This is a genomic window from Paenimyroides ummariense (genome assembly GCF_900115115.1).
GTDB lineage: Bacteria > Bacteroidota > Bacteroidia > Flavobacteriales > Flavobacteriaceae > Flavobacterium > Flavobacterium ummariense.
In genome coordinates this window covers 155,573-169,830 of sequence record NZ_FOVI01000002.1, presented here as the reverse complement: position 1 = coordinate 169,830, position 14,258 = coordinate 155,573, and the positions used below count along the sequence as shown (strand labels likewise).

The 14,258-nt window shown below is 36.2% G+C and carries 16 protein-coding genes; 6 read left to right on the top strand and 10 right to left on the bottom strand.

From position 1 onward, the window contains the following. Positions 1 to 3: 3 nt before the first annotated feature. The 8 genes from aqpZ to BM253_RS02410 all read right to left on the bottom strand — a co-directional run bounded on the left by aqpZ (position 4) and on the right by BM253_RS02410 (position 6,340). Positions 4 to 729, bottom strand: a complete 726-nt coding sequence (gene aqpZ, locus BM253_RS02445; protein WP_262487569.1) for an aquaporin Z — start codon at positions 727 to 729, stop codon at positions 4 to 6. Between the two features lie 58 nt (positions 730 to 787). Continuing rightward, positions 788 to 1,141 (bottom strand): arsenate reductase family protein, encoded by a 354-nt coding sequence (locus BM253_RS02440; RefSeq protein ID WP_091518517.1) that lies wholly within the window; start codon positions 1,139 to 1,141, stop codon positions 788 to 790. Between the two features lie 144 nt (positions 1,142 to 1,285). Continuing rightward, a complete protein-coding gene (gene trhO / locus BM253_RS02435) occupies positions 1,286 to 2,653 on the bottom strand; it encodes an oxygen-dependent tRNA uridine(34) hydroxylase TrhO (protein ID WP_091518514.1) in 1,368 nt (455 codons plus the stop codon). 125 nt (positions 2,654 to 2,778) lie between these two features. Then, entirely contained in the window at positions 2,779 to 3,222 is a 444-nt protein-coding gene (locus tag BM253_RS02430; protein ID WP_091518511.1) for a hypothetical protein, read from the bottom strand. Positions 3,223 to 3,260: 38 nt separating this feature from the next. Further along, positions 3,261 to 3,716, bottom strand: a complete 456-nt coding sequence (locus BM253_RS02425; RefSeq protein ID WP_091518507.1) for a hypothetical protein — start codon at positions 3,714 to 3,716, stop codon at positions 3,261 to 3,263. 125 nt (positions 3,717 to 3,841) lie between these two features. Continuing rightward, the gene (locus BM253_RS02420) at positions 3,842 to 4,255 is read right to left on the bottom strand and encodes a c-type cytochrome (protein WP_091518503.1); all 414 of its coding nucleotides are present in this window, start codon (positions 4,253 to 4,255) and stop codon (positions 3,842 to 3,844) included. A 74-nt stretch (positions 4,256 to 4,329) separates the two neighbouring features. Then, positions 4,330 to 5,385: a L,D-transpeptidase family protein gene (locus BM253_RS02415; protein ID WP_091518499.1), complete on the bottom strand. Its 1,056-nt coding sequence runs from the start codon at positions 5,383 to 5,385 to the stop codon at positions 4,330 to 4,332. Between the two features lie 70 nt (positions 5,386 to 5,455). Beyond that, the gene (locus BM253_RS02410) at positions 5,456 to 6,340 is read right to left on the bottom strand and encodes a L,D-transpeptidase (RefSeq protein WP_091518495.1); all 885 of its coding nucleotides are present in this window, start codon (positions 6,338 to 6,340) and stop codon (positions 5,456 to 5,458) included. Between the two features lie 136 nt (positions 6,341 to 6,476). Between BM253_RS02410 and recA the strand changes: the two genes are divergently transcribed. The 6 genes from recA (at position 6,477) to BM253_RS02380 (ending at position 13,102) form a co-directional block, all read left to right on the top strand. Then, positions 6,477 to 7,484, top strand: coding sequence for a recombinase RecA (gene recA, locus BM253_RS02405; protein WP_091518492.1), 1,008 nt, complete (start codon positions 6,477 to 6,479; stop codon positions 7,482 to 7,484). Between the two features lie 246 nt (positions 7,485 to 7,730). Continuing rightward, positions 7,731 to 8,321: a nicotinamide riboside transporter PnuC gene (gene pnuC / locus BM253_RS02400; protein ID WP_091518489.1), complete on the top strand. Its 591-nt coding sequence runs from the start codon at positions 7,731 to 7,733 to the stop codon at positions 8,319 to 8,321. Continuing rightward, entirely contained in the window at positions 8,314 to 9,321 is a 1,008-nt protein-coding gene (locus tag BM253_RS02395; protein WP_091518485.1) for an acyl-CoA dehydrogenase family protein, read from the top strand. Before pnuC ends, BM253_RS02395 begins: the two co-directional genes overlap by 8 nt. A 391-nt stretch (positions 9,322 to 9,712) precedes the next feature. After that, complete coding sequence (locus tag BM253_RS02390) at positions 9,713 to 10,930, top strand: site-specific integrase (protein ID WP_091518482.1); 1,218 nt, start codon at positions 9,713 to 9,715, stop codon at positions 10,928 to 10,930. Between the two features lie 395 nt (positions 10,931 to 11,325). Then, positions 11,326 to 11,904, top strand: a complete 579-nt coding sequence (locus tag BM253_RS02385) for a Crp/Fnr family transcriptional regulator (RefSeq protein ID WP_245758430.1) — start codon at positions 11,326 to 11,328, stop codon at positions 11,902 to 11,904. Between the two features lie 73 nt (positions 11,905 to 11,977). After that, on the top strand, positions 11,978 to 13,102 hold the full coding sequence (locus BM253_RS02380; RefSeq protein ID WP_091518478.1) for an FAD-dependent monooxygenase: 1,125 nt from the start codon (positions 11,978 to 11,980) through the stop codon (positions 13,100 to 13,102). A 181-nt stretch (positions 13,103 to 13,283) separates the two neighbouring features. On the opposite strand, the gene BM253_RS02375 is transcribed toward BM253_RS02380, so the two are convergent. Both BM253_RS02375 and BM253_RS02370 read right to left on the bottom strand, forming a co-directional pair. Continuing rightward, positions 13,284 to 13,736: a DinB family protein gene (locus BM253_RS02375; protein ID WP_091518476.1), complete on the bottom strand. Its 453-nt coding sequence runs from the start codon at positions 13,734 to 13,736 to the stop codon at positions 13,284 to 13,286. 4 nt (positions 13,737 to 13,740) lie between these two features. After that, positions 13,741 to 14,253, bottom strand: coding sequence for a GNAT family N-acetyltransferase (locus BM253_RS02370; RefSeq protein WP_091518474.1), 513 nt, complete (start codon positions 14,251 to 14,253; stop codon positions 13,741 to 13,743). Positions 14,254 to 14,258: the final 5 nt, after the last annotated feature.

Here is a 14,258-nt window from a genome sequence, read left to right as displayed (position 1 = left end):
ATTTTATTCTTCACTTTTCTGAAGCAGAAATTTATAGATTAATCCACCAACAACAGCTCCTACGATCGGTGCTGCCCAAAACAACCAAAGTTGCGACAACGCTTCACCCTGTACAAACAGTGCTTGTGATGTTGAACGTGCCGGGTTTACCGATGTGTTGGTAATTGGAATTGAAATTAAATGGATCAACGTTAACGCCAAACCAATAGCAATACCTGCAAATTTACCGTTTGCCCATTTATCGGTAGCTCCTAAAATAATGATTAGGAAAAAAGCAGTCAACAAGAACTCTGCTAAAAATGCAGCAGCCATACTGTAACTTCTGCCTGCGTAACCTTCCATTTCGTAGAAGTTGGTTGCAAATGCTCCAGCTCCTTCTGTGCTAAAAGCTCCGGCTCCGTTTAAAATTAAATACAAACAACCTGCTGCCGCCGATGCACCCAATACTTGTGAAACAATATACGGAAACAGATCTTTAGCAGGAAATCTGCCACCGGCAAACAATCCAAAAGAAACCGCCGGATTAAAATGTCCGCCCGAGATATGCCCCACCGCATAAGCCATTGTTAAAACGGTTAAACCAAACGCCAGCGAAACACCCGCTAAACCAATACCAATTTCTGGCACTCCGGCTGCAAAAACTGCTGCGCCACAGCCACCAAACACCAACCAGAAAGTTCCGAAGAACTCTGCAAATAATTTTTTCATAAAACTTAATTTTTCTAAAATTTACACTAAAATTAACATTTTAAATTTAAAAAACAAATTATATGCTATTTAAAACATACTAGTTGTTGACTTTTTGCAACATTTCTTCGATAGTTTTAGGACTGTTTCTTACAAATATTTGCTCGTTGTAAATAATTACCGGTCGGGCCAAAAAGGTATAATGTTCTAAAATGTATCTTTTAAAATCGTTTTCGGTAAGGTTTTCATCTTTTAAACCCATTTCTTTATAAAGCTTTGCTCGTTTGCTAAACAACGTTTCATAACTGTCGGTCAACGCATGCATTTCTTCGACTTGTTTTACGGTAATGTCTTCTTCTTTTATATCTTGCAACTGAAACTCGTCAATATTTTTAATTTGCTTTATAATACGTTTGCAGGTATCACAGGTTTTTAGGTAATAGATTTTTTTCATTTTAGATTTGATTCCATTAAAAAAAGCAAGTTAGTGATTTACCAACTTGCTTTAAAATATTTTTATCTGTTACGTTCTTATTTTTAAAGATTCTTAATTTCACTTTGTTACATTCAGAATGACAGCGAACTGAAATTAGCTTTACTAATTCTCTTTTTTAATAAGATATAATTTGTCTGACAAACGAATGCGGAACGGGACGGCAAATGTAATTTTATCATCGGTTTTTGCAGTTTCGGCATCTTTTCCGTTTACTTTGAAAGCTTCCAAAATAAAACGTTCTTCTCCGGTTGATGGACCTGCAATCAACACCTCATCGCCAACTTTAACTTCGTTGTTTGTTATAGTAAATTGGGCTACCGATGCCTTCGTGAAATAATGCGCACCATAACCTACCAAAATTTTACGTTCGTGTTTTTTCTTTCGGATTTCGGTAACGGTTGCTACTTTTACCGGAATAACTTCTTCGAAAACATTTCGTTCTTTTTTGAACTTCAACGCATCGGACTTTCCTTTTTTAAAGATCAGGTTTCCTTTTTGAACGCCTTTTCTTATCTGCTTTTGTTCATCTTCTGGCAACTGAATAATATCCAAACACTCGTTAGAACAACAGCCGTGCATTGTTTCGTGGCATTCATCGCACTGAATAAACAGTAAATGACAACCTTCATTAGCACAATTAACATGCGTATCACAAGGTTTCCCGCATTGGTGGCAGTTCGCAATAATATCGTCGGTAATACGTTCGCCCAAACGATGATCGAACACAAAATTTTTACCTATAAATTTGCTTTCCAACCCTTCGGCTTTAACTTGGCGCGTGTATTCTATAATTCCGCCTTCTAACTGAAAAACATTTTCGAAACCTTGATGTTTAAAATATGCACTGGCTTTCTCGCAACGAATTCCGCCGGTACAATACATCAACAATTTTTTATTTTGTTTATGATCTTGCAATTGCTCGTTTATAATGGGCAACGATTCGCGAAAGGTATCAACATCGGGCGTAATGGCTCCGGTAAAATGCCCCACTTCGCTTTCGTAATGGTTACGGAAATCGACCAAAACTACATCGGGATCGTTCAACATTTCATTGAATTCCTTCGCATTTAAATGGATTCCTTTATTGGTCACATCAAAAGTGGCATCGTCTAACCCATCGGCAACAATTTTATTTCGCACTTTAACCGTCAGTTTCAAAAACGATAAATCGTCTTGTTCAACTGCCACATTCAATCGAATTCCTTTCATAAAATCATACGCTTCCAAGGTTTCTCTGAATGCTTCGAAATTTTCTGCAGGAACGCTCATTTGTGCATTGATACCTTCGTGTGCAACATACGTTCTACCCAAAGCATCTAACTTAGACCATGCCAAAAACAAATCGTTTCTAAATTGTTGCGGATCCTGGATTTTTGCGTATTGATAAAAAGAAAGTGTGATACGGTTTTGACCCGCTTCTTCGATTAACTGCGCACGCTGTTCGGCGCTTAAGGTGTTGTACAGTTGCATGCTATAAACATTTAAGTAATAAAATTGAGTAAAAAAAACCGGACTCTAAATGGAAGAATCCGGTTGCAAAGTTATGATTTAAATTTTTAAAGTTCAAATGACGAAAATCATAGAATTTTAAAGTTTTAGTATTGATACATGATGCTGTTGTTCCAACCGGCAATATTTATCTGTACTTGATTTTGTCCTATAATTTTAAAAGGAGTTAGATCAAACGAAACCGTTTTTTGAAACACTGCCTGGCAGGCTTCATTGTTTATTAACTCTACTTTTGCATTCCACTGATTTGGTAATGTTTCAACAACAACTTCAGATGCAACGAAATTCATATCCCAATTGTTAGGATTACAACCGCTTGAAGAAACCGTTATTTCTAAACAATCGCCATTTAAAACAACATTAGTTATAGTGTAATTGTTGGTGTTTGTTTGATTGTATTTTGTTTCATCAATAATAGAAAACTCATTACAATTTGTAGGGTTTGGATGTGGACAACAAAGACTATCATCGCCTTTACAACCAAAAAAAATCAGCATTATAATCAGTAAGTTAAAAAGGTTTTTAATCATACACTCCTATTGTATCTTTAAATGCTTTATTCAGGAAATTAATATTGATACATGATATTGTTATTCCAGCCATCGATATCTATTTGAACGGTATTTTGACCAGCCATTTGAAAAGGAGTCAAATCAAACGAAACCGTTTTTTGAAACACTGCTTGGCAAGCTTCATTGTTTATTAACTCTACTTTTGCATGAAATAAAGGCGGATAAATATTGGTAGTACTTGCTACTCCAATTAAATTCATATCCCAGTTATTTGGATTACAACCGCTTGAAGAAACCGTTATTTCTAAACAATCTCCGTTTAAAACAACATTTGTAATTCCGTAATTATTTGTATTTACTAACGGAAATGCTACATGATCTAACACCGCTTTCTCGTTACATTTTGATTTTATCGGATGTTTTATATGATCGTCCATAAAATCGCAAGCAACAAAAAACACACTTGTAAAAAGTGTTAAAACCAATCCGAATAAATAGGTACTTTTTTTCATAATTTGTTAATTTACAAGTTTATAGATGTAAATGTAATAAATAAATCCACTAAACAAAAAATTTTATTCAGTGGATTTCACATTTTATTAAATAGTTCTTATATATTTTCTAAACAAAAAAAATATTATTTTTTACTTTCCATAAAAGTTTTAGTATCACTCATTGGTTTTGTAGATCCGCGGTGACAGGTTGCGCACTCAATGGCATTTTTATATTGATCGCCAATTGGGGCAAATTCTTTTGCATTTAGTTCATTGGTGAACTTAATCATGTGGCGGGCAATTTCTTTTTCGTGCTTTTTATCTGATGATTTATCCATGGTATGGCAATGATTACACTTTACGCCTAATGCTTTGTTATAACCTTCCATTAAAGACATTAAACTGTCTTTTGAAATATTTTTTGGTAGGATTTTCAGATTTTTAAAACCGTCTTTAGATAATTCCTCATATTTTCCTGTCTGAAAATTGTTGTTGAAAGACATTAACACAAAGCCCACCAACAAAAAACTGAACATATAGATTAAATTCTTTTTCATAACTAATAATTGTTTTACTAAAGTTACAAAAACATGTTTTACCTATATATTCAGTAATGTAATTTGAATTTAATCTAATTAATCGTATCCTTAACAGTTTTTAAAGTATCTTCATTAGGATTAGCCCCTGCTTTCGTTTTATTATACTCTTCGCGAATGTTTTGCTGATTAAAAATTTCTGCCAAATAAGGCTCAACAATGGCTTCTAAACTACTTTTTGAAATGGTTGTTACGGTTGGATCTTCTACCAACTGATACCAAACTCCTTTAACTCCAAACTTATAATCGCCAAAAACAATTACCGGTGTACCTTTTACTTTCACCGATTTTTTATCATTGGATATAACCCATTGATCTGCCCAATTGTACAGCCATTGCGCATCGGCATCTAACAACCGTAAACAAGAGTGCGATGCCGGATAACCTGGTAAAGCATACTGATGCCAACCCACACCGCCTGTATTATGAATATTGAAATTCCAGTTTAAAATCCATTCATCATCAACGGTACTTGTAACTTTGCGCCCTTTCCAATTGGTAAAGAACAATCCACGCGGAGTTTGAGCCGATTTTTTACCCATATTCGTTGGTCCCCATTTTACCAGATTTCCTTTTTCGTACACTCCATACGCTTGTATTGGGTACGAGAAAATTACTGTTTTAGGAACTTCTACCAAATTATCCAACTTACGAGGAAACGGCGTGTAATCCATAAAAGTTGCTTTGAACTCGTTGGGTACAATTAAGGTATCGCGCGTTTTAATATGGTCGGTATCAATACGGTTTAAAGCCGCTATAGTATATTGCTGCTCTTTTGTAAACGTGTTGTAAAAAAGTTTGCGCAATGAATCGCTGGCTTTTATTGGCCAATAGCTAAAAGCATCGCCTTTGTAAACGGCATATTTTTTTGATTTTTTACTTTTTTCGATCTCCGCCTTTTTAACCGCTGCCACAGAATCTTTCTTAGCCAGTTGAATAGAATCGTTTCTTTTTATGGCGATTGAATCTACTTTTGTTTCGATATTTTGCTGAATAGTCGTAGAATCAATTTCAGAATCTTGCTGTTCGATTTCCTTTTTACAACCTGCTAAAAACAGCACAGTTACCAATAAAACAATAATCTTTTTCATTTCAAATTTTTATACGAAATTAATAAAAAAACCAATTGTTAAAATAAGATTTTCGTTCGTTCAAAATAAATTATTTCGCTGCCGGAACTGCTTCACGATTTTTCTGTTCTTTTAGAATTTCTGCCTGATATTTCCCAACAATTCCGTTCAATGTTTCAGCCGAAATATCATTAGCATGGCTGTCTTTCGCTAAATCTAACCAAGGTTTTCTTCCATCAAAATTATAACTTCCATAAACAATTACGGGTGTTCCTTTTGCTTTCACGGTTTCTTTATCGGCTAAAATCCATTCATCAGCCCAATCGTACATCCATTTTGCATCGGCTTCTAACAAACGCAAACACGAATGCGATGCCGGATAACCTGGCAATTGATACTGATGCCACGCAATACCTTCTTCGTTATCTAAATTAAAATTCCAACGTAAAACCCACTCATCATCAAAGGTGCTTATGGTTTCTTCGCCTTTCCAATTACAAAAATAAAGCCCTTCTGGAGTTTTATGCTGTTTCGATCCCATGCTAGATGGTCCCCATTTTACCAATTCGCCATTTTCGTATAATCCGTAAGCTTGAATAGGATACGAGAAAATTGCCAGTTTTTTGACATCTTTCGCACTGCTTAATGTGTACGGAAATGGTGAATATGCCAAGAAATCATCATCGAACTGATCGGGAATCAACAAGGTATCAACCGAAGCAAACGTGCTTTTATCAACACGATTTAGTGCCACAATGGTTGTAAGCTGTTGCGATGTAAATTTTTCCTTAAAAATTTTTCGAACCGAATCATTGCTCTTTAAAACCCAGTTGGTGTAGGTGTAATCTTGCGCTTTTTCGTATTTACGCTCGAATTTTTTTTCTAACGCCTTTTCTTGTCGTTCTTCTGGTGTATCTTTGCAACCGATAACTGATATTAATGTTGCAAAAGCTGTAATTAAAATGGTCTTTTTCATAGCTAAACTTTTTAATTATAGTTGTTAAGTTACAAAAAACAACTGTTTCAACCAAAATTTGATTATTTAAAATTTACAAATCGATTTATAATTCAATAAAAAAAGGTATTTTTACTTTTACAATATAGAAAAGAATATGAGTGCAGAAAAAGAAGCAAAATTGAAAGCTTTACAGCTTACATTAGATAAATTAGATAAAACGTACGGGAAAGGAACCGTAATGAAATTGGGCGACAGCGCGGTGGAAGAAGTAGATGCAATTCCGTCGGGATCATTAGGATTAGACCTTGCTTTAGGGGTAATGGGCTATCCGCGTGGAAGAATCATTGAAATCTACGGACCGGAATCGTCTGGTAAAACAACCTTAACTTTACACGCCATTGCCGAAGCTCAAAAAGCTGGTGGAATTGCCGCTTTTATTGATGCCGAGCATGCGTTTGACCGTTTTTATGCGCAGAAATTAGGGATTGATATTGATAATTTGATTATATCGCAACCTGATAACGGGGAACAAGCATTGGAAATTGCCGAAAATTTGATTCGTTCGGGCGCAATTGATATCGTTGTAATTGACTCGGTTGCTGCATTAACGCCAAAAAGTGAAATTGAAGGCGAAATGGGCGATTCTAAAATGGGATTACACGCCCGTTTAATGTCGCAAGCCTTACGTAAATTAACCGGAACCATTTCAAAAACTAACTGTACGGTGTTTTTTATTAACCAGTTGCGTGAAAAAATCGGCGTTATGTTTGGAAACCCGGAAACTACAACGGGTGGTAATGCGTTAAAGTTCTATGCATCTGTTCGTTTAGATATTCGTAAATCAACCCAGATTAAAGATGGCGACAACGTAATGGGTAACCGTACCAAAGTTAAAATCATTAAAAATAAAGTGGCGCCGCCTTTCCGCACGGCAGAATTTGACATTATGTATGGCGAAGGAATATCGAAAACAGGTGAAATTTTAGATTTAGCTGTTGATTTTGAAATCGTTAAAAAATCCGGTTCATGGTTTAGTTATGGCGATACCAAACTAGGTCAGGGTCGAGATGCCGTTAAAGCATTGATTAAAGATAATCCGGAACTTCAGGAAGAATTAGAAGACCGTATTAAACAGCATATTAAAGAAGACCAAAATTCTTAAATACAAAATTCCCTTTCGTTTGAAAGGGAATTTTTATTTGTAATCGTTTAGATTAAACACTTTCTATTTTCATAATAATTTCCAAAACCCTTTCTCAATCCAGAAAAAATCATCAATTTTGAGCCAGCAATGGGGTGCCGATGATTATTGGCTGAGATGATACCCAAGAACGTAGTTCTGCACCTGATCCGGATAATGCCGGCGTAGGGATTGTAACTTTATCATCTCATCATTTAATTTATTTATATGATGCAGGAAATTTTAAGTAAAACCAGCCTTTTAGAATGGTTTGGTGTATTTTTTTCGGTTGTGCAGGTGTTACTGGCACAACGCAACAACATTCACAATTATCTTTTTGGAATTGCCGGTATTGTTCTGGCTATGTTTGTTAAGTTCAACGCGAAACTTTATGCCGAGTTCACGCTTGATTTTTACTACCTTGTAATGAGTGTTTACGGTTGGCTGTTCTGGAAATTTGGCAAACAACAAACCGAAACACCTATTTCGTTTACCACAACTACCGAAAAATACAAAGCAACAGGTATTGTGGTTTCGGCGTTTTTAATTTTCTATATTTTTTTAACCAACTACACCAACAGCGACGTACCGCTTTGGGATTCTTTGGTGACTGCTTTTGCATGGGCGGGCATGTGGCTTATGGCGAAACGCAAAATAGAAAACTGGGTGTTGCTAAACATTAGCAATTTTCTTGCCGTGCCGCTTTTAATTCATAAAGAACTGTATTTGTACGCTGCTTTAACCGCCTTTTTGTTTGTGGTTGCCATTTTTGGATACATTAACTGGTACAAAATTTTAAAGCAGCAAAAAAATGCATAGTTCCATAATTCAGCAAAAGTTATTCGGAGCGAAGGAAATTCCTGCCGATGTTATCAATCATATTTATAAAGAACGCTGGCTGCAAATTTGGGTTCCTAAAAAGTACGGCGGTTTGGGTTTGAACTTTACCAACGGATTGAAACTTTTAAAATCGTTAGCTTTTATCGATGGAAGTCTGGGTTGGATGGTTACTTTATGTGCCGGTGCCAATTATTTTTCACGAAACCTGAAACCCGAAATTGCCCAAGAACTTTTTAAAGATAACTTTACGTGTTTTGGCGGAAGCGGAGCTATTGGCGGAACTGCCGAGAAAATGAACGACTTTTATTTGATTAATGGCAAATGGACGTTTGCTACTGGCGCACCGCATTTGAGTCATTTTACGTTGAACGCAGTAGTTACCGAAAACGACCAGCCTGTTTTAAATGAAAATGGCAAGGAATTGATTCGCTCTTTTATTATTCCGAAAGATCAAGTGGAAATTATTGCCGACTGGAAGGCTATGGGAATGCAGGCTACCGGAACATTTTCATTTACGGTTGATGCTATTTTGGTTGATGCAAATCACAGCTTTATTTATAACGAATTTTACACCGATGCCGTTTTAGATCGAATTCCGTTCCGCATTTTTGCCGATTTAACCTTGTTGGTAAATTATCTGGGAATGGCTGAACATTTTGTAGATGAAACCGAAAAAATAAGACCGCAGTTAGATCTATTAGCTTTTAGAAACTATATTTTTTCCGAAGAAAACAAAACCTATTTATTTGCAGATAAAATTGAAACACTTTTAGAAAATCAGCAGGAAATAACAGCCGACGTTCAAACCGAAATTCATCAGTTTAGTGAAACGTTGGTTGCTACTTTATCTCACAAAATTTTAGATTTGTATTTTCAGTTAGGTATCAAAGCATCGCACACCAACGAGCCCATTCATCAAATATTCCGTGATTATTTTACCGCAACACAACATGTGAATTTTAGAAGAGTGTATATTTAATTACATTTCTACTGACCCTATTTGTATTTTGTAGTACCATATTTGCATGCGACCAACAAAAATAGCTAAACAACTCACATTAAATATGCTATTTTTATAAGGTTATATGAAGTTTTTATATTAAAAAAAGATAATTGCGTATATTTGATTGTTATACGAAATATAAAATCACAAAAACCAATTTGCACTTAATTTTTCTGTAAATCAAATAGTTATAAAATAAACTTATGCAGATTAAAGCACAAAAATGCAAGCAAATACTTGTTTTGTTGTACTAAAAGTTGTACCTTAGTATCACGTTGCACCGCTTTGAAATAGCACTAAAATCAACGCTTTCACTGTTTTGCACCGGATTTATTTAGTAGTACAACAATCCAAATACAGTTTTATTATGGCTTCAATAAAATTAGTACAACGTACACAACAAGAAAATGCAACAGGACAAAGCCCTATCTACATCAGGTTAATCAAGGATCGCAAAGCCAAGTTTGTTACAACCGGAGTTAAAGCAAAGGTTAGTGAATGGGACGATGCAAAACAGAAACTCAAAAAGAACTATCCCAACAGTGCCAGGATGAATGCCTTTCTTGCTCAAAAGGTAGCAGATGCACAAGCACAGGTGGCAGACCACGAGCGTACCAAAAAATCAGTTTCAGCCCGAAAGCTTAAAGAAGCTATTAAAGGAAAAGCAGATCCGAATTTCTTTGACTATTGCGATAAGCGTTTAGAAGTTCTCAAAGGAATTGTATCATATCGTACTACGGTTATTTACGAAGGTTATATCAAGAAATTTGAACGTTTTTTAGGATATCGGGATTTTTACTTCTCTGATATTAATGTGGGTATTCTGAATGATTACGCCAACTACTGCAAAAAGAAATTAAGCAATGGCAATACAACCGTTTTTACCTCACTACGGATATTGAGTTTCTTTTATAACGATGCAATGGAAGAAGAATTGATACCCTTAGTCCCTTCCCCATTCTACAAAATAGACATTCCAAAAAGTAAAGTAGAACGCCTTTACCTCAACAAAAAGCAGATAGAAGATTTAGAAAACTTAGACTTAAGCCAAAGACCAAAAGCTGTAGTTCACAGGGATATGTTTTTGTTTAGTGTCTTTGGTGGCGGTTTACGTATCAGTGATGTAATGCTGTTACAGTGGAAATGTTACGATGAAGAAACCCAAAAGATTACAAAGGTTATTCAGAAAACCCAAAAGCAACATAGCTTCAAATTAGGAGCTAAATCTATTGCCATACTCAACAAATACAAACCGAAAACAATAGATCCCGAAGCTTTTATATTTCCAGTATTAGAACATCCCGAACGAATATTTAATGACGAAGTATACAAGAGTACTCGGATACGTTCAAAAGCGCGTTTAGGTGGTGTACACCTAAAGAAAATGGGCGAAGATTTAAAGCTACCTTTTAACCTCCACTTTCATTTAAGCCGCCATACATTTGCTACCAATGCTTTAAACAATGGTATGCGTATCGAGCATGTAAGCAAGTTGCTTGACCACGCTACGATACAGCAAACACAAGTTTACGCAAAAATTGTAAGTGAGGAATTGGATAAAGCTGTAGATGAGTATGTTTATTAATCATTAAAATTTGCGGTTTGTACAAATTTTAATAATTTGTTTTTAATATTTACTCACAACCGACTCTTTTAAATAGGACCAAAGCGGCATAAAACACCTGAACGTTTTTAACGGGTTGCTTGAATAGTAAAAATCAGACCTTTCTGACATTGGTCATTCTGAAGATTTATGTCAAAATAATCAGCGAAAAATTGGATAATGCAATTTAAATACTTCAGTTGAAGCTATAGAGCCTAATTGTTTTTTAAATTTACATTCTGAATAAGGTATTTTTCAGTATCGTTGATTTGTTACAATCAATCACAGGATCATTGGCAAGACTGTTTTTATGGAAAAAAATCAAGAAATTACACCGAATATAGAATTATCTTTAGATAAATGATTTAAAAACGTGAATGATGGATCAGGATTCTATCCGAAAAATTCAGGAAAATATATCCATTCCCTACGATAAGGCCTTGACACTATTAGAGAATGGTGAGATCCAAAAGGTTAAAAAGAATGAAAACTGGCTTTCGGAGGGAGATCGTGCAGATAAATTAGCGTTCATTATACAGGGAGCTATGCGTTCTTACCTGGTCAATGAAAAGGGAGAAGAAATCAATCTTTTGCTACAGGTGAATCAGGATTTTATAGGCGATTACGAAAGTTATATTTCCGATAAGAAAGCCGGCTTTTCCATTAAAGCACTCATTGAAACAGAACTCTTTGTCATCACCAAAGAAGCAATCAACCGGCTGGGGCAACAGGACGTATTTTGGATAGATTTTAAAGCCAGAATGTCGGATTACGCCTTTCTGGAAGCAAAAAGACGTATAGAAGATTTATTATTGTTCACCCCGGAAGAACGTTATGTAAATCTCGTGAAAAAATCCCAGGAAGTCCTGCAAAAAATCACTCAGAAATATATCTCTTCTTATTTAGGCATCACGCCACAGTCGCTCAGCCGTATTCGGAAACGGATTATGAAGTAGATTTATTAACTTAAGTGAATCTTTTTGCCATTTCTCGCTTCTAATTTTGCTCTGAAATAAAAACAATGACAAAATGAGTGTAGCAATTATAGGAGCAGGTATCGGCGGACTCACCACTGCTTTGGCTTTAAAAAAGCGCAATATCACGTTTACAGTATATGAAGCCGCAAACGAACTTAAACCTGTTGGGGCGGGCATTATTTTAGCCAACAATGCCATGCAGGTATTTCGGCATCTGGGAATACACCGGGAAATAGAACGAATCGGAAATCCACTCTGTTTCACAACTTTGTCCAAACCTGATTTTTCTCCGCTTACCCGGGTTGACCTGAAACCTTTTGAGCAAGAATTTAGTGTGCAAAACCATACCATTCATCGGGCAGATTTGCACAAAATATTGGTGGATGCTGTGGGTGAAAATAATATAAAGCTGAATAAAAGACTTAAAAATGTTGCCAGGGAAAAGCAGCAGTTTCGGATGGAATTTGAGGACAATTCTCAAGAGACCTACGAATACCTGATCGGTGCAGACGGTATTAAATCAAAAGTACGCACCACACTTTTTGGTTATGAGGATTACCGTGATGCCAAACAGCTGTGCTGGAGAGGAGTCACCGAATTCGATATTCCCGATCACTACAAACACGAACTCGTAGAAGCCTGGGGAAAAGGTAAAAGATTTGGCTTTGTCCCCTTAAGAAACAATCGTGTATACTGGTACTTGCTCATCAACAAGTCGATGGGGACTTTATCTTCCTCTCCTTTAGAATTCTCTGGAGACTTTCTGCCTATAGCAGATGCTGTGATGAGAAAAACGCCAAAAGAAAAAATAATTGCAGCAGCATTATATGACCTAAAACCTTTTGCCTACTGGTCGCAACCCAATGTTTGTTTGCTGGGCGATGCCGCACACGCTACTACGCCCAATCTGGGGCAAGGTGCCTGCCAGGCCGTTGAAGATGCGTATGCTTTGTATAAATTATTGGAGAAAAACGATTTAAAAACAAGTATTCAGTTGTATCCGAAAATCCGGTTAAAAAAAGCACATTCCATCGTCAATACAAGTTGGAAAGTGGGCAAACTGGCACATCTGGGCAATCGACCCGGCATTTTCCTGAGAAATACAATTATGAAAGCAACACCTGACAAAACCAATCAGAAAATGATGCGCAATTATTTTCAATTATCAGATTTTTGATATAAATTAAATTGGACGCAACGAGAAACACAAAAATTTTGTGTTTCTCGTTTAAAAAATAGCATAACAGTTATTTCTTTATGCAGAAGATTCATGGACTATAAACACCATTAAAGAGAATAATTCTCCAGCCATCCTGGTCTTCACCAAAGATTTGCTCATGATTTCTGAAATAGTTTTTTTAGTCTAGCAATCTCCGATGGTAATTGATCTGTCCCAGATGATATGTGAGATGAGTGGTCAGATGTACTAAAAGATACCCAACAGATGTTTTTTCATCAAATACTAAAATAGGATATTCTTTCTCTAAATCCTTATGGGTTAAATTTTCAAGAGAACTTATCACAATTTCTTTAGTCCTTTTGATTTCATGGAGCAGTTCGGAAACAGGGACATTTTTTATAGAAAACTCCAATGGACGGTTTCGTATATATCCCGACTTTCCAATTTCCGCCCCAATATAGGTGTTCAGGTTACCTATAAGATGCAAACATAAATTTCCTGCAGAGTTTGCAATTCCTTTTTCAGTACGCCAGATATTTCGTTCATCTTGGTAGGACTCTATCTCCGCTTTGAGCTTGTTAAGATCCCGCTCAAATAGTGTTTTCAAAGTTATTATCAAGGATGCTGACATTTTATTACTTTAATTTAATTTCAAACAAACTAACGGTAGCATTATCGTAGTGTGCCGGAAGTCCTTCCGTATTTTTGAGTTTTAGAGGTCCCAGATATTCGAATCCGCATTTGCCGTAATACGCGATTAGTTTTGTGTTGTCTCCCACGGTATCCATTCTTATAAATTCTTTACCGTTTTCAGCGGCATATACTTTTGCCCAGCTGACAATCTCTGCTACCAGGTTTTGGCCCCTGAAATCAGGGTTCGTCGCTATTCTGTGGATATAAACTGCGGGGTCTACATTCCTCGCTTCCCAGATCTGCGGATCCTGAAACGTTGTTGCCCATATACAGGCAATCTTGCCATCGATTTCCAGTTTCCATTGTCGTTTCTCGTCGATCTCGCTTTCCACCAGTCCACGCTCGAATTCCGGCCAGTGTACCGTAAACCTCGTCTTTTGAAAATCGGTAGCTATTTTGTACAACCTGAAAATTTCTTCAATATCTTCCTTCGTACTGTTTTTTATCTGTATCATACTAG